This is a genomic window from Bacillus sp. FJAT-28004, assembly GCF_001280845.1.
Lineage (GTDB): Bacteria > Bacillota > Bacilli > Paenibacillales > Paenibacillaceae > Pristimantibacillus.
The window spans coordinates 1,743,871-1,768,144 of the sequence record NZ_LGHP01000001.1; the positions used below are offsets into that span (position 1 = coordinate 1,743,871).

26 protein-coding genes and 1 other RNA gene are annotated in these 24,274 nt (G+C 44.0%); 18 read left to right on the plus strand and 9 right to left on the minus strand.

Annotated features, from left to right (window positions below; all coding sequences use genetic code 11):
• Nucleotides 1-36: 36 nt before the first annotated feature.
• The 3 genes from AC787_RS07185 (at nucleotide 37) to AC787_RS07195 (ending at nucleotide 2,230) form a co-directional block, all read left to right on the plus strand.
• Nucleotides 37-234 carry a cold shock domain-containing protein gene (locus AC787_RS07185; RefSeq protein WP_054024152.1) on the plus strand — a complete coding sequence of 66 codons (198 nt, stop codon included), beginning with the start codon at nucleotides 37-39 and terminating at the stop codon, nucleotides 232-234.
• Between the two features lie 125 nt (nucleotides 235-359).
• Entirely contained in the window at nucleotides 360-1,349 is a 990-nt protein-coding gene (locus tag AC787_RS07190) for a phosphotransferase enzyme family protein (RefSeq protein WP_054024153.1), read from the plus strand.
• A gap of 161 nt (nucleotides 1,350-1,510) precedes the next feature.
• Nucleotides 1,511-2,230 carry a YebC/PmpR family DNA-binding transcriptional regulator gene (locus AC787_RS07195; RefSeq protein WP_054024154.1) on the plus strand — a complete coding sequence of 240 codons (720 nt, stop codon included), beginning with the start codon at nucleotides 1,511-1,513 and terminating at the stop codon, nucleotides 2,228-2,230.
• 87 nt (nucleotides 2,231-2,317) lie between these two features.
• On the opposite strand, the gene AC787_RS07200 is transcribed toward AC787_RS07195, so the two are convergent.
• On the minus strand, nucleotides 2,318-3,505 hold the full coding sequence (locus AC787_RS07200) for an MFS transporter (protein ID WP_054024155.1): 1,188 nt from the start codon (nucleotides 3,503-3,505) through the stop codon (nucleotides 2,318-2,320).
• A 134-nt stretch (nucleotides 3,506-3,639) separates the two neighbouring features.
• Here AC787_RS07200 and AC787_RS07205 point away from each other — a divergent pair, with 134 nt between their 5' ends.
• Genes AC787_RS07205 through pfkA form a run of 3 tightly spaced genes read left to right on the plus strand, consistent with a single transcriptional unit; the run spans nucleotide 3,640 to nucleotide 6,061 of the window.
• Entirely contained in the window at nucleotides 3,640-3,957 is a 318-nt protein-coding gene (locus tag AC787_RS07205; RefSeq protein ID WP_054024156.1) for a hypothetical protein, read from the plus strand.
• 23 nt (nucleotides 3,958-3,980) lie between these two features.
• Nucleotides 3,981-5,063 carry a tetraprenyl-beta-curcumene synthase family protein gene (locus tag AC787_RS07210; RefSeq protein WP_054024157.1) on the plus strand — a complete coding sequence of 361 codons (1,083 nt, stop codon included), beginning with the start codon at nucleotides 3,981-3,983 and terminating at the stop codon, nucleotides 5,061-5,063.
• Nucleotides 5,064-5,092: 29 nt separating this feature from the next.
• On the plus strand, nucleotides 5,093-6,061 hold the full coding sequence (gene pfkA / locus AC787_RS07215) for a 6-phosphofructokinase (RefSeq protein WP_054024158.1): 969 nt from the start codon (nucleotides 5,093-5,095) through the stop codon (nucleotides 6,059-6,061).
• Between the two features lie 76 nt (nucleotides 6,062-6,137).
• On the opposite strand, the gene AC787_RS07220 is transcribed toward pfkA, so the two are convergent.
• The 3 genes from AC787_RS07220 to AC787_RS07230 form a co-directional block, all read right to left on the minus strand.
• The gene (locus tag AC787_RS07220) at nucleotides 6,138-7,334 is read right to left on the minus strand and encodes a putative glycoside hydrolase (RefSeq protein ID WP_054024159.1); all 1,197 of its coding nucleotides are present in this window, start codon (nucleotides 7,332-7,334) and stop codon (nucleotides 6,138-6,140) included.
• A 227-nt stretch (nucleotides 7,335-7,561) separates the two neighbouring features.
• Nucleotides 7,562-7,756, minus strand: a complete 195-nt coding sequence (locus tag AC787_RS07225) for a hypothetical protein (protein WP_054024160.1) — start codon at nucleotides 7,754-7,756, stop codon at nucleotides 7,562-7,564.
• Nucleotides 7,757-7,893: 137 nt separating this feature from the next.
• Complete coding sequence (locus tag AC787_RS07230) at nucleotides 7,894-8,694, minus strand: YitT family protein (RefSeq protein ID WP_054026952.1); 801 nt, start codon at nucleotides 8,692-8,694, stop codon at nucleotides 7,894-7,896.
• A gap of 194 nt (nucleotides 8,695-8,888) precedes the next feature.
• Here AC787_RS07230 and AC787_RS07235 point away from each other — a divergent pair, with 194 nt between their 5' ends.
• The 4 genes from AC787_RS07235 to AC787_RS07245 all read left to right on the plus strand — a co-directional run bounded on the left by AC787_RS07235 (nucleotide 8,889) and on the right by AC787_RS07245 (nucleotide 12,200).
• Complete coding sequence (locus tag AC787_RS07235; protein ID WP_054024161.1) at nucleotides 8,889-10,508, plus strand: DEAD/DEAH box helicase; 1,620 nt, start codon at nucleotides 8,889-8,891, stop codon at nucleotides 10,506-10,508.
• A gap of 182 nt (nucleotides 10,509-10,690) precedes the next feature.
• Nucleotides 10,691-11,467, plus strand: coding sequence for a YesL family protein (locus tag AC787_RS07240; protein WP_054024162.1), 777 nt, complete (start codon nucleotides 10,691-10,693; stop codon nucleotides 11,465-11,467).
• A gap of 47 nt (nucleotides 11,468-11,514) precedes the next feature.
• Nucleotides 11,515-11,697, plus strand: a non-coding RNA gene (ssrS, locus tag AC787_RS32900) — 6S RNA.
• Between the two features lie 110 nt (nucleotides 11,698-11,807).
• Nucleotides 11,808-12,200 carry a DUF1499 domain-containing protein gene (locus AC787_RS07245; protein ID WP_054024163.1) on the plus strand — a complete coding sequence of 131 codons (393 nt, stop codon included), beginning with the start codon at nucleotides 11,808-11,810 and terminating at the stop codon, nucleotides 12,198-12,200.
• A 77-nt stretch (nucleotides 12,201-12,277) separates the two neighbouring features.
• Here the strand turns inward: AC787_RS07245 and tpx are convergent, their stop codons facing one another.
• The gene (tpx, locus tag AC787_RS07250) at nucleotides 12,278-12,796 is read right to left on the minus strand and encodes a thiol peroxidase (protein WP_054024164.1); all 519 of its coding nucleotides are present in this window, start codon (nucleotides 12,794-12,796) and stop codon (nucleotides 12,278-12,280) included.
• A 102-nt stretch (nucleotides 12,797-12,898) separates the two neighbouring features.
• On the opposite strand from tpx, the gene AC787_RS07255 reads away from it, so the two are divergent.
• Together AC787_RS07255 and AC787_RS07260 are read left to right on the plus strand one after the other, a co-directional pair.
• Nucleotides 12,899-13,546 carry a rhomboid family intramembrane serine protease gene (locus tag AC787_RS07255; RefSeq protein ID WP_054024165.1) on the plus strand — a complete coding sequence of 216 codons (648 nt, stop codon included), beginning with the start codon at nucleotides 12,899-12,901 and terminating at the stop codon, nucleotides 13,544-13,546.
• Between the two features lie 34 nt (nucleotides 13,547-13,580).
• Entirely contained in the window at nucleotides 13,581-14,477 is an 897-nt protein-coding gene (locus AC787_RS07260) for a LysR family transcriptional regulator (protein ID WP_054024166.1), read from the plus strand.
• Nucleotides 14,478-14,569: 92 nt separating this feature from the next.
• Here the strand turns inward: AC787_RS07260 and AC787_RS07265 are convergent, their stop codons facing one another.
• Together AC787_RS07265 and AC787_RS07270 are read right to left on the minus strand one after the other, a co-directional pair.
• On the minus strand, nucleotides 14,570-15,250 hold the full coding sequence (locus tag AC787_RS07265; protein WP_054024167.1) for a zinc metallopeptidase: 681 nt from the start codon (nucleotides 15,248-15,250) through the stop codon (nucleotides 14,570-14,572).
• A gap of 36 nt (nucleotides 15,251-15,286) precedes the next feature.
• Entirely contained in the window at nucleotides 15,287-15,712 is a 426-nt protein-coding gene (locus AC787_RS07270; protein ID WP_054024168.1) for a MerR family transcriptional regulator, read from the minus strand.
• 606 nt (nucleotides 15,713-16,318) lie between these two features.
• Between AC787_RS07270 and AC787_RS07275 the strand changes: the two genes are divergently transcribed.
• From AC787_RS07275 to AC787_RS07285, 3 genes are read left to right on the plus strand one after another with little or no spacing between them, the layout of a single operon-like run.
• Entirely contained in the window at nucleotides 16,319-17,683 is a 1,365-nt protein-coding gene (locus tag AC787_RS07275) for an ammonium transporter (RefSeq protein ID WP_054024169.1), read from the plus strand.
• Nucleotides 17,684-17,725: 42 nt separating this feature from the next.
• Nucleotides 17,726-18,793, plus strand: a complete 1,068-nt coding sequence (locus AC787_RS07280) for a DUF294 nucleotidyltransferase-like domain-containing protein (protein WP_054024170.1) — start codon at nucleotides 17,726-17,728, stop codon at nucleotides 18,791-18,793.
• Nucleotides 18,794-18,805: 12 nt separating this feature from the next.
• Nucleotides 18,806-19,540, plus strand: coding sequence for a 3'-5' exonuclease (locus tag AC787_RS07285; RefSeq protein ID WP_054024171.1), 735 nt, complete (start codon nucleotides 18,806-18,808; stop codon nucleotides 19,538-19,540).
• Here AC787_RS07285 and AC787_RS07290 read toward each other — a convergent pair.
• Nucleotides 19,526-19,984: a Mov34/MPN/PAD-1 family protein gene (locus AC787_RS07290; RefSeq protein ID WP_082360662.1), complete on the minus strand. Its 459-nt coding sequence runs from the start codon at nucleotides 19,982-19,984 to the stop codon at nucleotides 19,526-19,528. The genes AC787_RS07285 and AC787_RS07290 overlap by 15 nt on opposite strands.
• Before the next feature lie 244 nt (nucleotides 19,985-20,228).
• Between AC787_RS07290 and AC787_RS07295 the strand changes: the two genes are divergently transcribed.
• Nucleotides 20,229-20,768 (plus strand): TlpA family protein disulfide reductase, encoded by a 540-nt coding sequence (locus AC787_RS07295; RefSeq protein WP_054024173.1) that lies wholly within the window; start codon nucleotides 20,229-20,231, stop codon nucleotides 20,766-20,768.
• Between the two features lie 59 nt (nucleotides 20,769-20,827).
• Here AC787_RS07295 and cimA read toward each other — a convergent pair whose 3' ends face one another.
• Nucleotides 20,828-22,444: a citramalate synthase gene (gene cimA / locus AC787_RS07300; protein ID WP_054024174.1), complete on the minus strand. Its 1,617-nt coding sequence runs from the start codon at nucleotides 22,442-22,444 to the stop codon at nucleotides 20,828-20,830.
• Between the two features lie 203 nt (nucleotides 22,445-22,647).
• Between cimA and AC787_RS07305 the strand changes: the two genes are divergently transcribed.
• Nucleotides 22,648-23,934: a DNA polymerase IV gene (locus AC787_RS07305; RefSeq protein ID WP_054024175.1), complete on the plus strand. Its 1,287-nt coding sequence runs from the start codon at nucleotides 22,648-22,650 to the stop codon at nucleotides 23,932-23,934.
• A 56-nt stretch (nucleotides 23,935-23,990) separates the two neighbouring features.
• A complete protein-coding gene (locus AC787_RS07310; RefSeq protein ID WP_053376893.1) occupies nucleotides 23,991-24,227 on the plus strand; it encodes a ferredoxin in 237 nt (78 codons plus the stop codon).
• Nucleotides 24,228-24,274 lie beyond the last annotated feature (47 nt).

Here is a 24,274-nt window from a genome sequence, read left to right on the forward strand (position 1 = left end):
TCAAAAAACGGCGGTCATATTTAGGAGGTTGTTCAATTGAAAGGAACAGTTAAATGGTTTAATGCAGAGAAAGGCTACGGCTTTATCCAAACAGAGGGCGGAGAAGACGTATTCGTGCATTTCTCAGCGATTCAAAGCGATGGCTTCAAATCTTTGGATGAAGGGCAAGCGGTTGAATTCGACATTACTGAAGGTAACCGCGGTGCTCAAGCGGCCAACGTCATTAAACTATAGTAAAATGTGCGAATGGACGATTGGAGAGGGCTCCCTGGAAACAGGGAGTCCTTTTTTTATAATTGTTCTATGTTATATTAATTAAAAATTCCCAAATTAAGTAACCTGTATTGGAGGGGAAGTAGTTGGACGATAAAATAATTGGTGGGATTTTAAACGATTACTCCATTCATGATCCATCCATCGCATTTATTCGGCATAACGAAAACTTGACCTATAAAGTGATCGATAAAACAAATGGAATATCATATCTATTAAGAATACATAAAGCTGTGATTTCCAATATGAGTGGTTTACAGCATACCTATGAAGGTCTCAAGGCTGAGATGTTATTATTGCAGCAAGTGCAAGAGAGAATAGACTCAGATTTAAGGGTACAGACTCCGGTGCGTAACAAAATGGGTGATTGGGTCACTTTGGTGACTGTAGATGGAGAAGTCATTCATTGCACACTTCTGAAATGGATTGAAGGCAGGGACATGCAACAGAATGAGACGATCCCGAAGGAACATATTATTCATTTTGGGGAACAAGTGGCTAACCTTCATCAATTCAGCAGAGGCGCAGACATGGGAATGAGCAATGTTCGACCAGCATATGCCGGCATTGCGCAAAATGAGTTGATGTTGAAAAGGTTAGCGCTAGGCGTATCCATGGGTATTTTTTCGGCCGAAGATATGAACACGTTAAACCATTTTTTTGAATCGCTTAACTCAAGTTTAGAGGCTTACTCTATGGCAACCAGTACATGGGGTATCATTCATGCGGATATTAACAAAGGCAATCTTCTCGTAACGGAGGATGGGCTTGCTCTAATTGATTTCTGTTTGTTTGGCTTTGGTTATTATCTTTATGATGTCGCTGGATGTGTCCTTAGCTTAAAAACAGATGAACGTGATCATTTTATAGCAGGTTATACGAGCAAAACAGCACCATTTTCGGTACAGGATATGAGGCGGATAGAAGGGTTTATGCTGCTATCCATCCTTGGTTATTACGCTTTTCATCTGGACAATGAAGAGAGACATAACTGGATGAGGGAGCGCATGCCAATCTTTTGTAAAACATACTGTCTGCCTTTTATAAATAATCAAAGTATTTTTTATACATTTTAAAGCTGGACCATTAAACCATCATCAACAATAAAGGATATCTAAGCCATAATTTTATAAAAAGATGACTTGGAATAACCGCCGTTTGCGCTTGCTTTCATTGACCAAGACCTGTTTGCAGTGATAAACTGTTGCATGGAAACTTTGTCAGGGGAGCGAGCATAATGAAATTTAAATTGTTCAAAGACCGTAAAGGAAAGGCCGATCAGGCTAAAAATAACAAGTTCGTCAAGCTCGGACGTGAAATTTACGTACAAGCTCGCAGAGGCGGACCAAACCCAGACGCAAACTTTGGTTTGAAAACAGCGATTGCGAACGCAAGAGCGGAGCAAATGCCAAACGATAATATCGAGCGGGCGATCAAGAAAGCTGCTGGTGCTGGAGATGGCGTCGAATACGATGATATTATGTATGAAGGTTATGGCCCAGGCGGTGTAGCTATTATGGTTAAATGTTTGACGGATAATCGGAATCGTACGGCAGCGGACGTTCGTTCTGCGTTCAACAAACGTGGCGGCAATATGGGTGAGAGCGGCTGCGTAGGTTATATGTTCGATCATAAAGGATTGCTCGTTGTTGACCGTGAAGCGCATGAGACAGACGAGGATACGATGATGATGGTATCACTTGAAGCGGGAGCTGAGGACGTTATCGTCAATGACGACAGCTTTGAGATTTTGACGCATCCGCATGAGTTCGAGCAGGTGAAAAATGCGCTTGAAAAGGAAGGATATACCTTCGTAAATGCTGGCGTTCGCTGGCTTCCGCAAACGATTGTTAAAGTCGAAGGCGAGAATGCAGACAAGCTGCTTAAGATGATGGATGCTTTTGAAGACAATGACGATGTTCAGGATGTATACTCCAATTTCGAAATTGTAGAATAGTATCAGCTTAAGCGATACAAAAAGGGCTGCTCCAAGCGTATGTGATACGCCTTCTGGAGCAGCCTTTGTTTTCTGATATAGAGCTCGTTATCGATTCGTTCGACTAAAATAGTACCTTGTAAGGAAGGCGGCCGCAGCAACCAGAGCGAAGCCAGCACCCATACGGAAGAAGGTCTCGCGTCCAAAATGTTCATATACATAACCGCCGAACATGCCGCTGATAACGCCTGCAAGTCCTGTCCAGACAACGGCATAAACGGCTTGACCGGATGCTCGGAACTCGTCCGGAATAAGGTGGGACAAATAACGCAGCGCAGTTGAGAAATAAATGCCGAACGAAACGCTGTGCATCGCTTGAGTAGCAATAACCCAGCGTGGATCTTGAATATCGCTAAGCAGCCAAAGTCTGATTGCATACATAATGGATGCGATCATAAGCAGCGGCAGCTCCTTAAATTTATGGCCGTATTTGCCGAGTAAAAACAGGATCGGAATCTCGCTCAAAGCGGAAACGAGCCATGCTAGTCCAACTAGGGAATCACTGGCTCCCATCTGACGCATGGTGACGGCAAGAAAACCTTCGTACATGCGGTGCGGGATCGATATGGTCAAAATAATTAAAAAGAACAATAGGACATCGCGCTGGCGAATAAGCTTGAAGAAGCCAGAGAAATCGATTTTGCGGGCGCTTCCCTGATAGTCCTTAATCCTAGTCGTTAAAGCAAGCGTGATGGCAATGGTGCAAAGTGCAAGTGGAAGTGTCCACTGTGAGCCAATTTCTTTTAGAATAAGTCCGAACGTATAAGCGGTTACTGCAAAACCAAGCGAGCCGAATATGCGTATCAAAGCGTATGGAGTTCCGGTGTATTGACTTGATAATAACAGCAAGCTGTCACTTAATGGATTAATAGGTGTCTGAAAAAAATAAAAGCCCATCATGACAAGGCAAACGAGAGCAAAGTTTTCAATAGGGAAGAGCAATGAAATCATGACAAGCTGACCAAATAACAGAAGCATAAGCAGTTTTTTTATCGTTCTGAATTTATCGCTAGCTATCCCGAGAATGATATTGGCAAAAATTGATATAAATGGTCCGGTCGAATAAATGATCCCAATTTGCTGCTCAGAGAAACCTCTATCCAAAAAATATAACGGGATAAAGGATACAACCATCGCCGCCGTAGAATAGGCAGAAAAGCTGAAAATACGCAATGAAAGAGTTTCCTTGCGTGCAGTCGAAGAGCGCTCTGCAGGCGCAATCTCAGATGTATCCATCTTTTAAAGCTCACTCCATCTCTATACTGAAACAATATGGAACTCAGTATAACATGGAATAGTAATCGAACCAATGAGATTTGAAGCTGGATTATTATGAGCTGAGATGATACATTTAGAGGCGGAGGTTTACAATGGGAGCTTATCGTTTTGTCTGGAATGAACGGCTTCGGATCCATATTCCCGTGCTGGAAATGGAATGGGAGCAGTATGCAGCAGCTGTGCAGCTAACGATCGTCTTGCAATGGGAACTCATACGAGGGACGATTCCCGATCGCGTTAAAGAGTTTGAAATGTTCATTAATGAAAAGCAGGCGGAGTTGTTCGAAGAAGATAGCTTTGAGCAATCTTGTATACTAAATTATGAAATTGCCGATTATGCAAGTAGGATAAACGATCTTCATATTTGGTATCGCTTAGAGCAGCAATTAGAGCCGCGCTGGCATTCATGAACGATTTTGAGGAGAGGTGCATCATGAGATTGACGACTTTGACAGGCCATCGAGTGCCCCAGAGCCCATTAAAGCTCATGCATCGCGTATATAAATATGTGCTTCCCGAAGTGGCACGAGAGCTGGAGCAACATCGCGTCTTTGCGCTTCGGATACCGGATGCAGAGCTGCGAACGCAAGCTCTTAGCAGCATGGAGAGCAAGAAGTTTCATTGCCAAGGCGGCGCTGTTTACGCAGCAGCAAATCTGGAGCAGAGACATGTGCTCATACCGTTAATTGTTGCTTTGCAGACCATTAGCGACTACTTGGACAATCTATGCGACCGCAGCACCTCTCTTGATCCGAATGATTTCCGATTATTGCATCAATCGATGCTCGATGCCGTCAATCCCGAAGCCAAGCTTCAGGATTATTATGCATTTCGCGAGGAAAAGGATGATGGGGGATATTTGCATCATCTCGTCCGGACATGTCAAATCCATGTCGCGCAATTGCCATCCTACGGAAGTGTGCAGCAGCATGTGATCGAGCTTGTCACTCTTTATGGCGATCTGCAGGTGTACAAGCATATACGCAAAGAATTGCGTGAGGAGCATTTGTTTGCGTGGTGGGAGCAGCATCGCGAGGACTATCCAAACTTGAAGTGGAATGAATTTGCAGCAGCGTCAGGCTCGACGCTTGGCATGTTCATGTTGTTTCTAGCGGCAAGCGAACAATGTTTATCCTCGAAGGACGCAGCAGTGATCAAAAATATTTATTTTCCGCATGTTTGCGGACTTCATATTTTGCTCGATTATTTAATCGATCAAGAAGAGGATCATGTAGGCGGAGACCTTAATTTTTGCAATTATTATGATAATGACAGTCTGCTTGTTGAGCGTATCGGCACAATTGTGAACCGAGCGCGTGAGGATGTGAAGCAGCTTCCTGCTTCTCGTTTTCATCGTTTGATTATTGAAGGGCTTTTAGCCTTATATTTGTCAGACCCGAAGGTTCGCCACCAGGCGGATGTCAGAGATGTTTCTAGGAGGCTAATGAAGAACAGCCCGCTAACGCGTCTGTTTTTCCTTATTAACAGCATCTGGATTCGGAAACAACAGGCTTAACTATAAATAAACAATGTGGAGGAATGACCATGTCTGCAGTCAAATCAATCGCAGTATTGACAAGCGGAGGAGATTCGCAAGGAATGAACGCAGCCGTTCGTGCTGTTGTAAGGAGTGCATTATTTCACGGTTTAGATGTATATGGTGTCCAACGTGGTTATCAAGGGCTTATTAACGACGATCTAAGACAAATGGATTTGAGAAGCGTTGGCGATATTATTCAACGCGGCGGTACGATTTTGCAAACAGCTAGATGCAAGGAGTTTATGACAGCTGAAGGCCAGCAACGCGGCGCTGAGGTGCTTCGTGCAAGAGGAATCGACGGTTTGGTCGTTATTGGCGGCGACGGCTCCTATCATGGCGCTAACAAGCTTAGCAAGCTAGGCATTAAGACGATGGGACTTCCAGGCACAATCGATAACGATATTCCGTTCACGGATATTACGATCGGTTTTGATACAGCGGTTAGCATCGTAGTAGATGCCATCAACAAAATTCGCGATACAATGTCTTCACATGAGCGTTCATCGGTCGTTGAAGTTATGGGTCGCCATTGCGGCGATATCGCGCTTCATGCTGGACTTGCAAGCGGTGCGGAGACGATCCTAGTACCAGAGGTTCCTTTTGAGCTAACTGAGGTTGCTGAGCGTATGAAGACGAATTTTGCCAAAGGCAAGCGTCACAGTATTATCGTTGTAGCAGAAGGCGCTGGAAAAGGCGAGGAAGTGGCTAGACAGATTACGGCTAACAGTGGAATTGAGCCTCGTGTAACTGTTCTTGGACACATCCAGCGCGGCGGTACACCAACGGCAATCGATCGTATTCTAGCAAGCCGACTTGGCGACTTTGCAGTTAGACAGCTAATGGCTGGCGATTCGGGCAAAGGTTGCGGCGTCGTTAAAGGTGAGCTTGTAACGACAGATATTGATCTTGTAGTAAATACGAAGAAACCATTCGATACAGACATGTATGAGCTGGCGCTTCGATTGTCTCAATAAACGATAAATAAAAAAGGTCCACTAACGCTGCGATAGCGAAGGTGGACCTTTTTTGTGTGTCTATATGCGGTTTAAGCTAGTCATATTCTACGTTAGGTGTGTATTTATTGCCCGCATTCCATAACAGAAACTCCTTGATGCCAGTTTCTTTCAAAGCTTTAATCTGAGCTTCGACCTCAACTTTGCCATACTTCACATAATGACCGGCACCTAGCCAGCTTGCGGTGAAATCTTGAATCCATGGACGAATAATTGGTTTAACCTCCATATTCGGATCAAGCTTCTTATGCGTATCAAGCATGGCGCCTTTTATAGTCTCGTATGGGCTTTTGTCAGGATCTTTCTGTTTAAACCAGCCGGTACTATAGTGACTAGGATAAACCATAGGCGAAATGACATGCACATCATCTGAAATCTTTACGAAATCTTGGCCGATTCCTTCAGCAGTCGGTACAGATGCCGCATAACCGAAAATATCTACCGATACTCTGACGCCAAGTGGCTGAAGCTGCTCTCTAGCATATTTGACAAAACCGGCGACTGTGTCGACTCGGCTTTGTTCAGACTTGCTGAAGGTCAGTGTGTCTGATTTGTTATCAAAACCTTCTGGGAACCGAACGTAGTCGAACTGGATTTCCTTAAACCCGAGTTTTGCGGCTTCCTTCGCGACGGCGATATTATAATCCCACACTTCTTTGCGATAAGGATTTACGAAGCTCTCGCCTCGATTGTTTTTCCATATCGTTCCATCTTGGTGAAGGAAGGAGAGCTCAGGCTGCTTTCGCGCAAGCACGGTATCCTTGAAGACGACAATTCTGGCAATCGGATAGATGTTATGTTTTTTTAAGGTAAGCATAAGTTCATTGATGTCTCGGATATATTTCTTGGAAGCTCCAACCTCAAGCAGCTCCGGTGTTGCAGTAGGATATGTAATGTAGCCGTTGTCATCTTTAATGTCGATTACCATACTGTTGAGCTCTGTATCGTCAAGCAGTTTTAAAAGTGATTCCATACGCGCTCCACCTGCACTATGAGCAGTAACGTAGATGCCTTTAATCGGAGGTGTTTCAGGTTGTGGATCTTTTTTGACGATTCCAGCGTGATTTGTTCCTGGGATTTCTCCTCCGTTTGCGGACGCATCCGGGTTAATCATTGTTTGACCAGCTGCGGAATTTAGGTATGCAATTGCAAGCTGCTTTGCTGCGGCATTATGCTCTCCGCTTCCAGTGAGCAAGCTATACAGCAGCAGCAATGTTGAAATGATGATGTCCATTTTGCTCTCTCCCCGTTAGCTATTCTGTTCAAATTATAAAGCAGATGGCATGTCTGGGTCATTAACTTTTTTGAAATTGTAACAAAATTCATGTTGATTATTTGCTTGATAGCTGAAAAGTTGACTTTAGATAAGCTGAATTTTTAATGCTAATCACGTCCAAAACAAACAAAAGCCAGCCGAGTGTGACTCGACTGGCGCATAAATAATCCGTGTGTCCCGCATTGTCATTGTAACAAAGCTTCTCTCTGCTGATTGCAAATACTGTGCTGTACAATTTCCATTGCGTCAGCAGGCTCTAATAGTGCAAGACCGTCACGCAGCACAATGCTGATGTCCAATTCGCGTTTCGTAAGAAAAGGACTGAGCTCTGGGGCAAGCTTCTCTACAATTTGAGACAATTTGACCGTTTCCATATCCATTGAGCATCACCCTTTCATATCTAATGTTTAGGGGAAATCATATGGCAAGAAACCAAACTACGGGATACAAACATTATATCAGGATCATTTTCAAAAACATAGGGATACGGTGTAAAATCCATACCTGCGTATATGATTTAGTCTTTTGGCTTATGAAAATCGCCGATGACACCAACCGTTTCTACGATGTTAATGAATGCACGCGGGTCGATGGTGGTAATCGTTTTGCAAAGTTCTGCTATTTCATATTTCGTTCTTACAGTCATCAGCATATCGCGTTCATCCGAAGAATATGCACCGCGTGTTTTTATTATTGTAATTCCGCGGGGGTGTAAGAGCAGCTTCGTCAAAAGCTCATCGGTTTTGGTCGTGATGATGAATGCTGTAAGTTTAATATGCCTCACGTGGATGAGATCTACTACTTTTCCAGCGGAAAAAATGGCAACGAGTGAGTATAAGGCTAAATTCCAGTCTTGTGTAAAAAAAATCAACACAGCAATAACTACGCCGTTCAATAAGAAAATGATCATTCCTATCGGCCAATCGTGTTTTCGCGTTGCAATCGAGGCGATAATATCGAATCCGCCAGAGGAGCCGCCGTACCTTAATGTTAATCCGCTGCCGAATCCGATTATAATACCGCCGAATACAGCACCAAGCATAAGGTCATTAGCAATTTTCATTACTGGAATCACCTGAAGGAACACAGTGGAGGCGACAACGGTGTAGACGCTCCATATAATAAAACGATGACCTACGATGAACCATCCCCATAATAGTACAGGCATATTGAGGATAAAATAAAGCAGGGCGATGTTTCCGCCGGTAATATAGCCGACCATCATAGAAATACCAGATATTCCGCCACTGAGCAGCTGATGCGGAATTAGAAAGAAATTGAAGCCTAATGCGATGAGGAAGGCTCCAACCGTCATCATGGGGATGGTAAAAAGGTAACGCAGGGAATGCGGATTCAATAAAATCGCTCCAATGCAACCGACTTGTTTAATTCCTTTATTTTGGCATGCTTAGTATGGCTTAAATTGGATTGCTGGTATTCACGATTGATTGTGTGCTATAATGATTTGGATATTCTTAAGTAGGCTGCAGATAAAAGGAGTTTGAGAAAAGTTTGAAAACATTTGCTGAATTTGGCTTGGAACCAAAAGTGTTACAAGCAATTACCGAACTTGGATTCGAGGAATCTACCCCGATTCAAGACAAAGCTATCCCTATTGCTATGGCAGGGCAAGATTTAATTGGCCAAGCACAGACGGGTACAGGAAAGACAGCGGCATTCGGAATTCCGCTCATTAACAAAATTCCGACAAGCGAGGAACGCATTGTCGCATTAATAATGACGCCAACCCGTGAACTCGCTATTCAAGTGGCTGACGAGATCGGGAAGTTAACAAGGTACAAAGGTCTTCGCTCGTTGCCGATTTATGGTGGACAGGAAATTGGTCGTCAAATCCGTGCATTGAAGAAGAAACCTCAAATTATTATTGGTACACCAGGACGTTTGCTTGATCACATCAACCGCAAAACAATCCGTCTTGAAGATGTACAAACCGTTATTTTGGATGAAGCGGATGAAATGCTCGATATGGGTTTCATGGAAGATATTCAATCTATCCTGAAGCAAGTGCCAGACGAGCGTCACACAATGCTGTTCTCTGCAACTATGCCAACAAACATTCAGAAGCTAGCACAACAATTTCTGAAAAACCCTGAGCATGTTTCAGTTATTCCAAAACAAATCACAGCACCACTTATTGAGCAATCTTATATTGAAGTGCATGAGCGCCAGAAGTTCGAAGCGCTTAGCCGTTTGCTCGATATGGAATCTCCAGAGCTAGCTATCATTTTCGGTCGTACAAAACGCCGGGTTGATGAGCTTAGCGAAGCGCTTCAAAAACGTGGATATACAGCAGACGGTTTGCATGGCGATTTGTCGCAGAACCAACGCGATAGCGTAATGCGTAAATTCCGCGATGGCAGCATTGATGTACTGGTAGCGACTGATGTTGCTGCTCGTGGCCTTGATGTTTCCGGCGTAACGCATGTTATCAACTTTGACCTTCCTCAAGATCCTGAAAGCTATGTTCACCGTATCGGTCGTACTGGCCGCGCAGGTAAAGAAGGTACAGCTTGGTCATTCGTTACTCCTCGTGAAACAGATCACTTGCACTTCATCGAGAAAGTTACACGTCAGAAGATGAACCGCAAACCGCTTCCAAGCATTGCAGAAGCGATTGAAGGCAAACAACGCGTAACAGCTGAACGTCTTATTGAAGTCGTTCAAAACGATGAGTTCTCCGAGTACAAAGCGATTTCGATTCAATTGCTTGAGCAATATGATTCCGTTCACTTGCTCTCAGCAGCAATTAAATTGCTGACTGGCGAGAAGAAAAACGTAGAAATCGAATTGACGCCGGAAGATCCGCTTCGCGCGAAAAAACGCAAGCCGGATATTCGTTCAAACGGTCGTCCATTCAACCGCAGCGGCTCATCCTCATCATACGGTGGCAACCGCAGCAGCAGCACTGGCGGCGGCGGATATCGCGGACGCGATGACAGACGCAGCAGCGGCAGCAGCAGCAGCAGCAGTACTGGTGGCAGCTCGCGCGGTGGCTATGAGTCCCGTGGCGGCAGCAGCAGTGGTGGCGGATACGCTGGTAAAAGAAGCAGCGAAGGACGCCCAGAAAACCGTCGTCCAAAAAGCTCTTCCGACGGTTATGTAAATAACTAATTAAGAGTTACCCTTGTATAACCAAAAAAATCGAGGAAGTCCGTGATCCCTAACGGGCATCTGGACGACCTCGATTTTTTTATTATTATTCTATTGGTTGTCTTTTTACAAAACAGATATACGAATTCCGCTATTCTTTGTAGTCTAGTGGGAGTAATCTTACTTTTCTGGAGGCAGATCCGATGGAACCAAAGGGGCTAATGGGTGGGTTTTACCGAATTTCGGAATGGATCATGAGGTTGGCAGTTATTAATGTTTTGTGGTTGGTCTGTTCGATTCCATTCGCTTTTTTTGCATGGGGATTGGTTTTGTCGCAGGATGTTAATCAAATTTATTCCGCACTTATTGCGATGGCAGTCGTCGCGCCGTTCTCCTTATTTCCAGCTACCGCAGCTATGTTTGCGGTTGCGCGCAAATGGGTAATGGGCGAGAGTGATGTCGCGCTATTCAAAACGTTCTTCCGCGGCTACAAGGAAAATTATAAGCAAAGTATGCTAGGCGGTATTATTTATACGATACTGCTTGCGATTATGGTTGTTGACTTTATCGTATATCGTGAACAATTGAATTTGCTTTCATACATTTTCATTGCATTTTTGCTGCTGCTAATGGTTTCGTTATTTAATTTTTTCTCAATGCTTGTCCACTATCATATGAAAACGTTTCAATTGCTGAAAAATGCTGTTCTCATTACGATCGGCAAACCTTTCCGTTCGCTATCTACAGCTATTATGAGCGGTGCGGTTATGTATTTCAGTACTAGATTCACTTTTCTTATACCGTTCTTTATGGGCAGCATCATCGCTTACCTGGCGTTCTGGAACTTCAACTTGATATACCAAAAGCTGCAGGACCAAGCGGAGAAGGCGCGTTTGGCAGAGGAAGAAGAAGCAGAGAAGGCTGCTGAGCTTGACCGTATCGATTTAGTTAAGGAAGATTCGAGCGGCACCAGTAAATAACAGCCCGTCAAAGTTTACTTTTTCTTTTGTTCAGTCTATAATAGCAATACCTCCTGCGATGCTCGTTACGGCTTTACGCTGTTTTGAACCAATGGCTGTTTCACGGGAGACCAACATCGAAACGCAGCTGACATGCCCCCGAAAGGGGATCTCAAAAGCGGTTCTGCGGTCACCCACCTGCGTAAGCGGGTTCAGAAACATGTGAGTCGGACGGCATAGGCGGGTTCTCATTTTCAAATAAAGAGCATTTGCTGGTTAAATCCAGTGATAGCTCTTTTTTCATGGGACAAATCATGGTATCATATAGAGTAATGTACATAGATGCCGGAGGGGGAGATCGTTGTTGTTGAAGCGGACCTTGATCGGGCTGCTGCGCAGTCATGAACAGACGGGCGACAGAGCTAAGGATCCAATGCTCAAATCTCATTTCTACAAGCTGCAGAAGGACAAAGCTTGGGAAGAAGTGATATCGACTCTTAAGAAGATGCAAGGGTATAAGGTTCTTCATGAAGTGCAATCCGTAGGGGAGATTGTCCTGGAGAAGCGCACGGCATTTGGTAGAACGATGGACATCACTGTTTCCGTCATTAGCGTAAACCCGCTGCAATCGGCTGTCGATATTTATTCAGCTTCCCGTGGCTCGCTAGGGGATCTTGGTTCTAATTACAGAGTCATCCTGGATTTATACCGTACACTCGATAAGAAGTTAGCTGCATTTAAAGTTAATAATTAATACATAAACAAAGCGAGGAAGGGTAGCCTTCACTCGCTTTGTTTGCAATATTGATAAAAAACTTCTTTGTTTGCGAATTACACGAGTGCTTTTACTGCGTTGATTGCTTGCTCATAGTTCGGGTGCTCTGTCATTTCAGGCAAATATTCAACATATTGGATTGTATCATTGGCATCGATAACGAAGATTGAACGCTGATCTAAACCAAGTTCTTTAATATATACGCCGTATGATTCGCCAAAGCTATGTGCTTTGTAATCAGACAGCAATACAACTTTGTCAATTCCAGCAGCCCCGCACCAGCGAGCTTGTGCGAAAGGTAGGTCTACGCTGACGGTCAAGACAACAACGTTGTCGCCAAGTTCTCCAGCTGCTTCATTGAAACGACGAGTTTGCGCATCGCAAACACCAGTATCGATGGAAGGCACAACGCTGATTAGTTTAATTTTTCCGGAGTAGTCTTTAAGGGAAACATTTTCAACGAGCGATTTGTTTAGATTGAAATCTGGGGCTTGATCCCCTGCTTTTAGTTCTGGTCCTACTAATGTGATCGGATTGCCTTTGAAAGTGGCAGCTCCATTACGTTCTTGTGTCATTTGTGATTTTCCTCCTCTTAATTGTATGGTTAATACCAGATTTATTATAATCGTTATCAAACAACCTTGTCCAATTGTTGGATTGAGAAAGGGGATATTCCCATGATCTTCTTACGATATGAGAGCTTTCGCTCTTACCTAAAGCTGTATCCGGTCACATCAATATTGATTGTATTAAATATTTTATATTTCATTGTAGTCTTATGGAATGGCGATCCTAATGATTCCTTGCATGCTTATCAGTATGGAGCGTTTGCTACTGACCCTGTTAATGATCCATTTGGGTTAGAACAGCCATGGCGTTATATAACAGGCATGTTCATGCATGCGGGATTTGAACATTTACTCTACAATATGTTTGCTTTGCTCGTGTTTGCGCCGCCGCTAGAGTATTTGCTTAAACAAACCAGATATATTTTATTTTATTTACTTTGTGGGATTGCGGGAAATGTACTGAGCGCTTTAGTAAATGTGCTGCAAGATGATCCTTATAGTCATGTAGGCGTAGGGGCCTCTGGCGCGATTTATGGCGTGTATGGCGCGTTTCTGTTCATATCAGTGTTCCGCAAGGCTCAGCTTGATGAGAGCTCGCGCAAAACGGTGTATACGATATTAATATTTGGGGTTATATATTCTATTATCGTAGCAAAAGTTGATCTATGGGCACATGTTGGTGGGGCTCTCGCAGGCTTCTTGCTCTATAAGGGCTTTGACCGTATAAAGACTCAAAAGAAACAGCGACACTCATAAAAACTATGCAAGTACGGGAGAGAATTGAACCGGTATGGAACTTCGTCAGCTTCATTATTTTGTAAAGGTAGCGAAAAAAGAGCATGTAACGCAAGCGGCGGAAGAACTGCATGTGGCGCAATCTGCGGTTAGTAGGCAGATTCATCAGCTTGAAGAAGAGCTTGGCGTAAAACTGTTCGTTCAAAAAGGTAGAAATTTGCAGCTCACACCAGTCGGCCAGCTTTTTCTAAAGCGTGCTGAAGTTATATTGGCTGATCTGGAACGTGCTGTCATTGAAATACATGAATTTTTAGACCCAGAGAAGGGCGAGATTAGACTGGGATTTCCGCATAGCCTTGGAATTTCATTAATTCCACAGGTTGTGGCAGCTTTTCGCAAGCTCCATCCAAATGTGAAATTTAAATTTAAGCAGGGGATGTACCCGTCGCTTATTCGAGACATGGTGAAAGGTGAAATAGATTTGGCATTTATATCTCCTTTCCCGGATGAACATGAATTCGTTTGCGGCGAGGTTTTGCTGACAGAGGAGCTATATGCGATATTGCCGCCGGGGCATCGTTTATCAGACAAAGAATCGATTGAACTGAAAGAGCTGGAGCATGAGACGTTCGTGTTGTTTAGCGAAGGCTATTCGCTTAGACCAATCGTCTGGGGCGCTTGCCAAGAGGCTGGTTTTACGCCGAAGATCGGATTTGAAGGTGAAGAAACGGATACCATTCGCGGGTTGGTAGCCGCTGGGATGGGCGTAAGTCTTCTTCCAGAGATGGCACTTCACTATACAGGGCCTTTGCAGCCGACCAAAGTTCGGGTGATTAAACCTCAAGTGACTCGCACGATCGGTCTAATCCAGCGTTCAAATGAGAAACTGCCTTTAGTGGCAAAAGTTTTCCATGGCTTTTTGCTTCGTTATTTCCAGAACACGATGAAGTAGATAAAGAACAAAAAAAGAGGAGCAGTTCCTATCGGTCGATGATGACCGATGTGGAACTGCTCCTCTTTTGTTTAGCTATAGGACATAAGCGCTTATTCCTGACGGCTGCCACCTACGAAGATTAAGATGTACCTGACGAGTTCCAGCAAGGACAAGAGAGCCGCTGCTACATACGTTAAAGCTGCTGCGTTAAGCACCTTTGCAACTCCGCGTTCCTCATCATTTGTTATGAACCCTTCAGCAACCATGATGTCTCTAGCTCGGTTACTGGCATTAAATTCTACTGGGAGAGTAATGACCTGGAAGGCTACTGCTACTGAGAAAAATATGATGCCTAGCCCGATCAGATTGAATGCTGAGAATAGGATACCGGCAATAAAGAGAAATGGCGCTACACCGGATGCAAAATTTACGACTGGGAATATGCGATGCCTGAGCACGAGCATCGGGTAATGCTCCGCATGCTGAATGGCGTGCCCGACTTCATGACAAGCGACAGAAATCGCTGAAATTGAATTTTCATAATATACAGGCTCCGACAAACGTACAACACGGTGAATCGGATCGTAATGATCGGTAAGCGTGCCTCGTACAGGTTCAATCGGAACATCATGCAGTCCGTTTGAATCAAGCATTCTTCGTGCAGCTTGATATCCGGTTAACCCGCTGTTCGCTTGAACTTGCGTCCATTTTTTAAACGTTCCTTTGACTCGGAATTGAGCCCAAATAGTTAGTATAAATGCAAGTATGATTAAAACATAGATAAACGCCATTGAGTCATTCCTCCATTTTTTTGATGAAATATATAGCTACATGAGGGAGCTCTTATTAATGAGGAGCATGAGTGCCTCTATGCAAGCCGCTGTCTGCGGCATGAGACGTGTATAGAGGTGATTGGCTTGACGAGGCTTGAGCTTCTTAATGACAGGCTCTAACTCCTTCACTTCACGCTCGAGCTGGCTTAGATGGTGCTGCAAGTCCGTTAGCTTGCGTGAGACTTGCTCCTCATGGGTAATTTTGCTCCAGCTTTCAATTGTGGCTTTAATCTCATCTAATGTATATTTATCTTTTTTCATCTGTTCAATACGTTCCAGACGCTGCAAAGTTTCATCGGAATAGAGGCGATAGTTTTTGGCAGAACGCTCTGCAGGCTCTATTAGACCGATTGAAGTGTAATAATCAATGGTGCGTGGACTGATTTGCGCAAGCTTGGATAGTTCCCCGATACGATACATTTTCAAATCCTCCAATCGTTCAAATGTAAGTAAGCTAGATTCCGCTTGCGTACTTAGCTTATGTTTCATCTCGTTGCGAGATGTTGTGCCGTCAAAGAACAGGTCTGTTGGTATAGCTGGTCATGTCTAAAAGAACATCATTACCTATTGAGGTGATTTGCACAATCACCATCTTATGGAAAATCGTATAACTATTGTTCCTCTAATGATAATAGGAAAGTAACCATACAGTCAAACGTGTTACATGGCTATACAATTTTAGTGTCAATTTTTAATTTCGACTGGACGGTTTCATGGATTTCTACTATATAACGCAATTTATGTAACATGAAACGACTGTGTGTGATTGAAATTATCGTTTCACACTAGAAAAAGTAGGAATCAATACCTATATAAAGTGAAAATGCGAAGAATAAGGAGCTTCAGCAAACGATTTTGGAGCTGTTTCGCCTTATTTCTTAACGTTCGTGTTAGATTATATGCCGAACGTTTGATTTTTTTTATAAAAATAGATAAAACGTATTGTCAAATTGAGCACTTCTGACTATAATGACATTAAGTCTTTCTTATCGTGTAAGGAAACATAACATTTAGGGAGTGGTCGTAATGATTAAGAAAACGATGTTAGCTTTAGGAATCTTCACCTTATTGTTCCCCGTAATGGCGTTTGCAGAGGATCCTTCCGCAGCTACGTTGAACATGGGTCTCAACTCTCTATGGGTTATGCTCTCATTCATTCTCGTTCTTCTCATGCAAGGCGGATTTATTCTTCTTGAAACGGGTTCAACACGAATGAAAAATGCGGGTCACGTTGCCGGTAAAACAATCTTTACAACAGGTTTGGCGGCACTTATCTATTGGGCTTTCGGTTACGGCATTGCATTCGGTGGCGATAGCGGTATAAATGCTTTAATCGGTTGGGGCAATTTCTTCTTCGATCCATCATTAGCTGCTGGAGATGGAGAGAACTATCCAAGTACAGTATTCTTCTTATTCCAATTAGCATTTGCAGCTGTTTCGCTTTCCATAGCATGGGGCGGTTTTGCAGAAAGAGCTAAGCTTTCCGCTTATATCGTATTTACAATATTCTTCATTGCCATTATCTACCCGGTAGTTGCTCACTGGATCTGGGGCGGCGGTTGGCTCGCTGAAGATGGAGCGCAAGATTTTGCGGGCTCCACGGTCGTTCACTTAACGGGTGCACTTGCAGCATTCGCAGCTACCGTATTACTTAAACCTCGTATCGGTAAATTTAATAAAGATGGCTCAGCGAATGAGATTTTGGGACATAACCAAGTGTTCACAGCACTTTCTGTATTGCTTCTGTGGGTTGGCTGGTTTGGATTCAACGCAGGCAGTACAGTAGCAATCGGCGATGGATTTTTTGGATATGTAGCATTCAACACGATGCTTGGAGCAGGCGCAGGCGGCGTTGCAGCACTTCTTATCTCTTGGGCAGTTACAGGTAAAGCAGATATTACAGCTATGTTAAATGGTACTCTTGCAGGTCTAGTTGCTATTACAGCTTCTTGTGCTTACGTCGCTCCTTGGGCGGCAGTAGTAATCGGTTTAGTAGCTGGCGTGCTCGTATTCTACAGTGTGAAATTTTTTGAGAAAATTAAAGTTGATGACCCGATTTATGCTTTGTCTGTTCATGGCGCGGCTGGTGTGTGGGGTACGCTTGCTAATGGTATCTTTGCAACGCAAGAGCTCGCAGATAAAGTTGGCGTAGGTACAGGCGGCTTGATCGACACAGGCAGCTGGAAGCAACTTTGGGTTCAATTTGAATCGGTAGTAGTCGTTGGCGCATTCGTTCTCGCTGCATCATTCCTTATCCTTGGCATCATGAAGGTTGTCATGGGCTTCCGCGTAACAGAAGAGCAAGAGATTATCGGTCTTGACCTGAGTGAACATGGAGCTTATGGTTATCCTGAGCAAATGAAAAAGGCTGGTCAAAACATTCAAGGATAATAAAAGGAACGTGATGGACTGACCGAAAGGAGAGAGCGTCGCATGAGTGATCCGGTGCGATTGCAGCTGCTTAAGCAGATTGGTTCAGCTGATCATGTAGATAGGCTGCGAAACTTGCGGGATCAGGTTCACGAACATATGGAGGCTCTTCTCCCAACGCGTCCAGTCGAACAGTTTAATGAACAATTAAATGAGGTGCACGATGCGGTTATAGAGCGCTCGATTATCCTCGCAGAAGCGGAAATGGCACGGATGGGAAAAGGTTCTCCCCCCGTGCCTTACGCATATGTACTGTTCGGCAGCGGCGGTCGGCAAGAGCAAACTTTGTCAAGCGATCAAGACAGCGGAGTTGTCTATCAGGATCCAGTGGCTGATTCGACAAAAGTAAAGGGTTATTTTTTGGAATTGTGTGAGCTTATTGTTAACAATCTTCAAATGGTAGGATATCCGCCTTGTGAGGGGAATGTTCTGAGCAGCAACTCCGATTGGTGCTTGTCCATATCGGAATGGGGCATAAAACTGAATCACTGGTTTGAGGAGCCTGCGTGGGAAGCTGTTCGATATTTACTTATTATTGCTGATGGCCGTTGTATTTATGGTGATTTTAAGCTGGTTGAAGAACTTAAAGAATTGTTTTTTATAGATATGCTTAACAACCGGCTCATCTTACAGCGCATGCTTGATAATACGCTCCGGCATAAAGTGCTGTTAGGCTTTTTTGGACAATTGCTAAAAGAGCAGTATGGCGAGGAAACGGGTAGTTTAGATATTAAATACGGCGCTTATATTCCTATGGTTAATTCGATTCGGCTATTATCCATTCAAGTAGGTATCCGTGAAACCTCTACACTTGAGAGAATTAAAATGCTTGTGAAGTCTGGGAAGATGTCTTCGTCCGACGCGGCAATATATGATCAAGCTTTTCGAATCTTTCTGCGTCTCCGTTTAATGACGACAGAGAAGAACACTGATGGCTTATATGCCAACAATGGAAAGCTGTCGAGCCATAAACTTACGAAGGAAATGACGGATGAATTAAAGAGCGCTCTACGACTAGGAAAGAAGCTGCAACGAACGGTTTTTAAGCAAACAATGGGCAGGTTTACGTAAGGCGGTGGAGAAATGAAGGAACAAAAAGGCGTCGGTCGCATGTGGAACCTATATAAAATGGGAGGATTTACGCCTGCCATCGCTTCTATGCTAGGCTCGCAAAATGCGCAGCAAATGGCGTTTATTCGGAACGTCAATAAAGAGCAGCGTAAACAATCGATGTTTGATATGCCTCTGCGGGAGCTGGAAGTCATTGTTTTTGATTTGGAGACAACAGGTTTTTATCCAAATAACGGAGATGAAATTATTTCATTTGGAGCTGTTTTGTTTCGAGATGGCGAGCTAGTTGAGAATGAAACCTTCTATAGTCTCGTTAATCCCAAACGTAGAATTCCAAAAGCGATTATCGAATTGACCGGCATTACGAATGAAATGGTACAGGATGCGCCTGATTTAATGCAGGTGCTTCATGATTTTATGGAGTTTGTCGGCAGACGATTGTTAATCGCACATGCATCTGGCCACGATAAACAATTTCTAAACGCAGCTTTGTGGAGGACGTCAAAGATTAATTTGAACCACAGAGTGCTGGACATGATGATGGTAGCAAAATGGTTGGAGCCGAATCTTGAAGGTTACAGTCTCGATGATTTGCTCGAGAGCTGCTGTATTCCCATTTCGGATCGACATCATGCTTTGCAGGATTCAATCATGACAGCAAAGCTGTGGCGGAACTATCTGACGCGTATTTTGGAGAGAAATATTACGACACTCGGTGATCTATATGCGTACTTAAGTAAGCATTAGCTGCAGCGGAATAAATGAACCTTCTGAGCGGCGATAGGGCTTAACGTCAGGCGCTTCGTTGTTAAGTAGTGAAACAATCCAATAAGAAAGCTCCGATGCGGGTAAGAAACCGTTAGAGTCGCTAGAAGACGGTATAGCCTTTGTACGCGGATGGGAATGAAATAAGCCGACAAGCGTTTGTCGGTTTTTTTGCATGGCATAATAAGCATTTGTCCACTCGGCCGGGTCAAAAGAGAACGAATGCATCGGATCGTCATGAATATTTTTTATTGGAATAACGATATCTATAACAACATCTTTCCGATCAGCGGAAATAGAATCAGAAGAATGGCTGCTTGCCATAATTCCGCATGCCTCTAAAGGTTTAGCATCCGCACATATTCGAATAAGCTGTTCGTATGCCGATTTAGTTATACAGCCACTCGGTTGCTGTGATTTCATCATAATGCCTCCTCTTCATAATGCGAATCAATTAAGTATAACGAAATATGCTTAACTGCGCTAACTCCCGCGGCATCGAGTATGAACGACGCTCATTTTACCGATAATAGAGATGTAACCATTACAAAACACGTAATAAAAATGACGTTTTTATGGCTAATTTGTCCTGTGTATTGAGCTTCTATACGGTGCATGATACCATGAAGCGATATAAGCATAAGATATTGTGAGAGAAGGATGGAACTACATGAAGCGTGTCGCAGCACTTTTTACCATTGCGTTGCTGTTTGCTGGATTAGCTGTTTTTCAATATAAAAACGATGACTCTGAATCGGTGACGTTAGCTGCTCCCTCAGCTGATTTTAAGCCGAAAGCGGGTTATCAAGCGACGATCTTCAATCTCCCTGACCTTGATGAGAAGCCCTATGAAATAGGGGGAAAGATAGGTAAACTGACTTTCGTTAATTTCTGGGCATCATGGTGTGGTCCTTGTGAGTTGGAAGCGCCGGACCTGCAGCGCTTGCATGAGCAATATGGGGAAAAAATTTCACTCGTTGGCGTTAATGCTACCAAGTTCGATAAAGAACGGGCTGCTAGAGAATTTGTCAAAGAATACGAGTTTACGTTTCCGATATTAATGGATCGAGTAGGCGATGTAACGAAGCAATACAAAGTGGATACGTTTCCGACTACGTTCCTTATTGATAGTGAGGGTGTAATTAGAGAGCGAATCAATGGCGTCATTCCGTATGCAGAATGGGAACGCATGATTGAAAAGTGGATGTAAAGAGCGATAATAAAAAAGAGTCGAACAGGTATGATTATCCTGTTCGACTCTTTTTTGGTTTAATGATTGACAAGTCCGATGCGATCAATAGGATCAACAAGTGTATTGTCTACTTTTACCATGTTAAGCAAGGCATAACGAATGCTGTCTACGAGAGCTTCCCAGCTTGCTTCAATAACGTTGTTCGATACGCCAACTGTGCTCCACGTATTATTAAGTCCAGTCGACTCGATTAGAACACGAACCTTAGCTGCTGTGGCGTCCTTCTCGTCGATTACACGGACTTTATAGTCGGATAGATGGATACCAACAATTTCCGGATAGAACTGCACCAGTGCCTTGCGCAGCGCGTTATCGAGGGCGTTGACAGGTCCGTTGCCTTCAGCTGCCATATAAACTTGCTGGCCGCTAACGTTGATTTTTACGATGGCTTCTGAAATCATTTGACCGTTTGTTTTTTCTACGAGCATTTTGAATGATTCAACCTTAAATAATTCTTTTACGTCACTGTCGAATGCCTCGCGAAGCAATAACTCCATGGAAGCGTCGGCGCCTTCGAATTGGTAGCCCTGATGCTCGAGCTCTTTAATTTGATCCATAATAAGCTTTGTCTTCTCGTTATTCGCGTTCACGTCTAGCCCGAGTTCTTTGGCCTTGGATATAATGTTGCTTTGACCTGCGAGCTCAGACACTAGAATGCGCTGCTTGTTTCCGACAAATTCAGGCTGAATATGCTCATAGGTTTTGGAATCTTTCATAATTGCGGAGACATGAATGCCGCCTTTGTGAGCGAATGCGGCATTGCCGACATAAGCTTGGCCGACAGGCATGTGAACATTCGCGATTTCACTGATATAACGAGCCGTTCCAGTCAATGTGCGAAGCTTATCCTCCGGTAGAACGTCATAATTCATTTTGATTTGTAAGTTCGGAATGATGGAGCATAGGTTTGCGTTCCCACAGCGTTCGCCGTAGCCGTTAATTGTACCTTGCACTTGGCGGGCACCAGCTTCGATTGCTGCGAGCGAATTCGCGACAGCCAGCTCACAGTCATTATGTGTATGAATGCCGATAGGAGCCGTTAGCTCCTGCTTTACTCGCGTAACGATCTCATGTATTTCACTAGGCAATGTACCGCCGTTCGTATCACAAAGCACGAGCCAATTTGCGCCAGCCTCTTGTGCTCTCTTCAAAACAGCGATTGCGTACTCTGGATTGTTCTTGTAGCCGTCGAAAAAATGCTCGGCATCGAACAATGCTTCCATTTGGTTTTGCTTTAGAAATGCAACAGAATCAAAAATCATGGACATGTTTTCTTCTAAAGTCGTTTGCAAGGCTGTATGTACATGGAAATCCCATGACTTGCCTACTAGCGTAGCAGCAGGAACACCGGATTCCACGATGCGAACAAGGCTTGCATCCTGCTCTGCCAGACTGTTTTTGCGGCGGGTGCTGCCGAAGGCAGTAATTTTGGCGCTAAGATTGAAAGCTTTGATCCGTTGAAAAAATTCAATATCCTTACTGTTGCTTCCAGGATTTCCGCCTTCAATATAATGAACGCCCAACGCGTCGAGCTTCTGGGCAATTTTTAATTTGTCATCTGCCGACAGGCTGATCCCTTCACCTTGAGTACCGTCACGCAGCGTCGTATCGAATATAGAAATGTTTTTTGTCATTAACGGGACGCCTCCTTCATTGAATGCCTATTCAAATCATAATTTAATATTATAACACTTGTCGTCATGAAAGTAGAGGGGGCAATAGTAATTTTTGTCTTCATGAGGGCACTTCGTTGACTTGACCCTATTGGAATTGTATGCTTGGGTTGGTTAAGCTTATGTAAGCTTATTGCTTAGAATAGGCGGTGTGTCTCGCGAATATGACAAATGCGAATGAGTTCTATCCGGCCAAGGGCCGAGTTATCATTCATTTAGATATGAATGCTTTTTATTGTTCTGTTCATGAAGCAGAAGAACCGGAGAAATATAAGGACAAACCGACTGCGGTATCCGGCAGCGTCGAGCAGCGTAAGGGAATTCTCGTCACTTGTTCGTATGCTGCAAGAAGCAAAGGAATAAAGACGGGAATGACGGTCAGACAGGCACTGACACTTTGTCCTGAGCTTATATTAATAAAACCGGATTTCACATTATACCGCAAATATTCACATGGCTTTATGGCAATAGCAAGACAGTACACGCCACTCGTTGAGTCAGTCTCGATTGATGAATGTTATATGGACATTACCGGTTCAAAAATGTTCGGCTCGCCGCTCGAAATCGCTGCATCTCTGCAGCAGCGAATCAAGTCCGAGTGGTCTCTTCCTTGTTCAATTGGTCTAGCTCCAAATAAGCTGCTTGCAAAGATGGCATCCGACATGAAGAAACCAAACGGGCTAACTGTGCTGCGGATTCGTGATGTACAAAAGGTGCTCTGGGATAAGTCATGCGATAATTTGTTCGGCATCGGCCAAAAAACAGCTGATAAGCTCACAAAGCTCAACATACGTACGATTGGCCAGCTGGCTGCAGCTGATGAAATGATGTTGAATAAGCATTTTGGCGTGGTGGGCTCTTGGATGAAATCAGCAGCACACGGACTGGATCATTCCGAAGTTAATCCGAATCGGGAACGGAACAAATCGATTGGGCATACGACAACCCTTCCGAATGACATTACGTCTCGAGACGATGTTTACCGTGTTCTGCTTAATTTGGCTGATCAGACCGGACGCAGGCTGAGAAGGCAGAAGATGGTCGCGACCACGGTTCAGATTACGATTCGCAAGCCGGATATGACGACGATTGCCCGCTCCCATACGCTCGCAGCACCAACGCAAGCGACGGATGATTTCTACAAAGAAGCTTGCCGATTATATGATAAGCATTGGAAGTCAGGCGAACCGATTCGATTGCTGGGTATAACGCTTCAGAACCTGACTCTGCTTGCTGATACCGCTTTGCAGCTTGATTTATTCAGCTACGAGAAACAGCCGCGTAAGGATGCGCTGACAAAAGCGATGGATCAGCTCCGCGACAAGTATGGTGAGGATGCTGTTTTGACGGCGGGGATGCTAGGGGATGACCCTTCAACCTTAATTAGGAATAAACGAATTCGCGGTACATCCTTGCAAAAGGACGATAGTTTGTTATATATTGATGAATGAAGCTTGACTGTATAGAAACGAGATTATTCCGTTTATTTATTTGGGAGGGAATTTCCATGGGTAAGTTTACTTGGGTTGAAAAAGATACTTGCATCGCTTGTGGAGCTTGCGGAGCAACTGCTCCTGACATTTATGATTATGATGACGAAGGTCTTGCAGAAGTTATTTATAAAGCTGACGGTAATACAGGCAACACTGAGATTCCTGAAGATTTGTTCGATGATTTGCAGGATGCAGCTGACGGCTGTCCGACAGATTCAATCAAAATTGCAGATGTACCTTTTAATTACTAATTTTTAGTCATGCCAAAAAAGCTCCTCTCCGCTTACGTATGCAGCGG

Bases quoted from the DNA above. Each gene is read 5' to 3' on its own strand.
- AC787_RS07195 (WP_054024154.1), top strand. From the start codon at position 1,511: ATGAAATTTAAATTGTTCAAAGACCGTAAAGGAAAGGCCGATCAGGCT.
- AC787_RS07200 (WP_054024155.1), bottom strand. From the start codon at position 3,505: ATGGATACATCTGAGATTGCGCCTGCAGAGCGCTCTTCGACTGCACGC.
- AC787_RS07205 (WP_054024156.1), top strand. From the start codon at position 3,640: ATGGGAGCTTATCGTTTTGTCTGGAATGAACGGCTTCGGATCCATATT.
- AC787_RS07210 (WP_054024157.1), top strand. From the start codon at position 3,981: ATGAGATTGACGACTTTGACAGGCCATCGAGTGCCCCAGAGCCCATTA.
- pfkA (WP_054024158.1), top strand. From the start codon at position 5,093: ATGTCTGCAGTCAAATCAATCGCAGTATTGACAAGCGGAGGAGATTCG.
- AC787_RS07220 (WP_054024159.1), bottom strand. From the start codon at position 7,334: ATGGACATCATCATTTCAACATTGCTGCTGCTGTATAGCTTGCTCACT.
- AC787_RS07225 (WP_054024160.1), bottom strand. From the start codon at position 7,756: ATGGATATGGAAACGGTCAAATTGTCTCAAATTGTAGAGAAGCTTGCC.
- AC787_RS07230 (WP_054026952.1), bottom strand. From the start codon at position 8,694: ATGATGACGGTTGGAGCCTTCCTCATCGCATTAGGCTTCAATTTCTTT.
- AC787_RS07240 (WP_054024162.1), top strand. From the start codon at position 10,691: ATGGAACCAAAGGGGCTAATGGGTGGGTTTTACCGAATTTCGGAATGG.
- tpx (WP_054024164.1), bottom strand. From the start codon at position 12,796: ATGACACAAGAACGTAATGGAGCTGCCACTTTCAAAGGCAATCCGATC.
- AC787_RS07255 (WP_054024165.1), top strand. From the start codon at position 12,899: ATGATCTTCTTACGATATGAGAGCTTTCGCTCTTACCTAAAGCTGTAT.
- AC787_RS07260 (WP_054024166.1), top strand. From the start codon at position 13,581: ATGGAACTTCGTCAGCTTCATTATTTTGTAAAGGTAGCGAAAAAAGAG.
- AC787_RS07265 (WP_054024167.1), bottom strand. From the start codon at position 15,250: ATGGCGTTTATCTATGTTTTAATCATACTTGCATTTATACTAACTATT.
- AC787_RS07270 (WP_054024168.1), bottom strand. From the start codon at position 15,712: ATGTATCGTATCGGGGAACTATCCAAGCTTGCGCAAATCAGTCCACGC.
- AC787_RS07275 (WP_054024169.1), top strand. From the start codon at position 16,319: ATGATTAAGAAAACGATGTTAGCTTTAGGAATCTTCACCTTATTGTTC.
- AC787_RS07280 (WP_054024170.1), top strand. From the start codon at position 17,726: ATGAGTGATCCGGTGCGATTGCAGCTGCTTAAGCAGATTGGTTCAGCT.
- AC787_RS07285 (WP_054024171.1), top strand. From the start codon at position 18,806: ATGAAGGAACAAAAAGGCGTCGGTCGCATGTGGAACCTATATAAAATG.
- AC787_RS07290 (WP_082360662.1), bottom strand. From the start codon at position 19,984: ATGATGAAATCACAGCAACCGAGTGGCTGTATAACTAAATCGGCATAC.
- AC787_RS07295 (WP_054024173.1), top strand. From the start codon at position 20,229: ATGAAGCGTGTCGCAGCACTTTTTACCATTGCGTTGCTGTTTGCTGGA.
- cimA (WP_054024174.1), bottom strand. From the start codon at position 22,444: ATGACAAAAAACATTTCTATATTCGATACGACGCTGCGTGACGGTACT.
- AC787_RS07305 (WP_054024175.1), top strand. From the start codon at position 22,648: ATGACAAATGCGAATGAGTTCTATCCGGCCAAGGGCCGAGTTATCATT.
- AC787_RS07310 (WP_053376893.1), top strand. From the start codon at position 23,991: ATGGGTAAGTTTACTTGGGTTGAAAAAGATACTTGCATCGCTTGTGGA.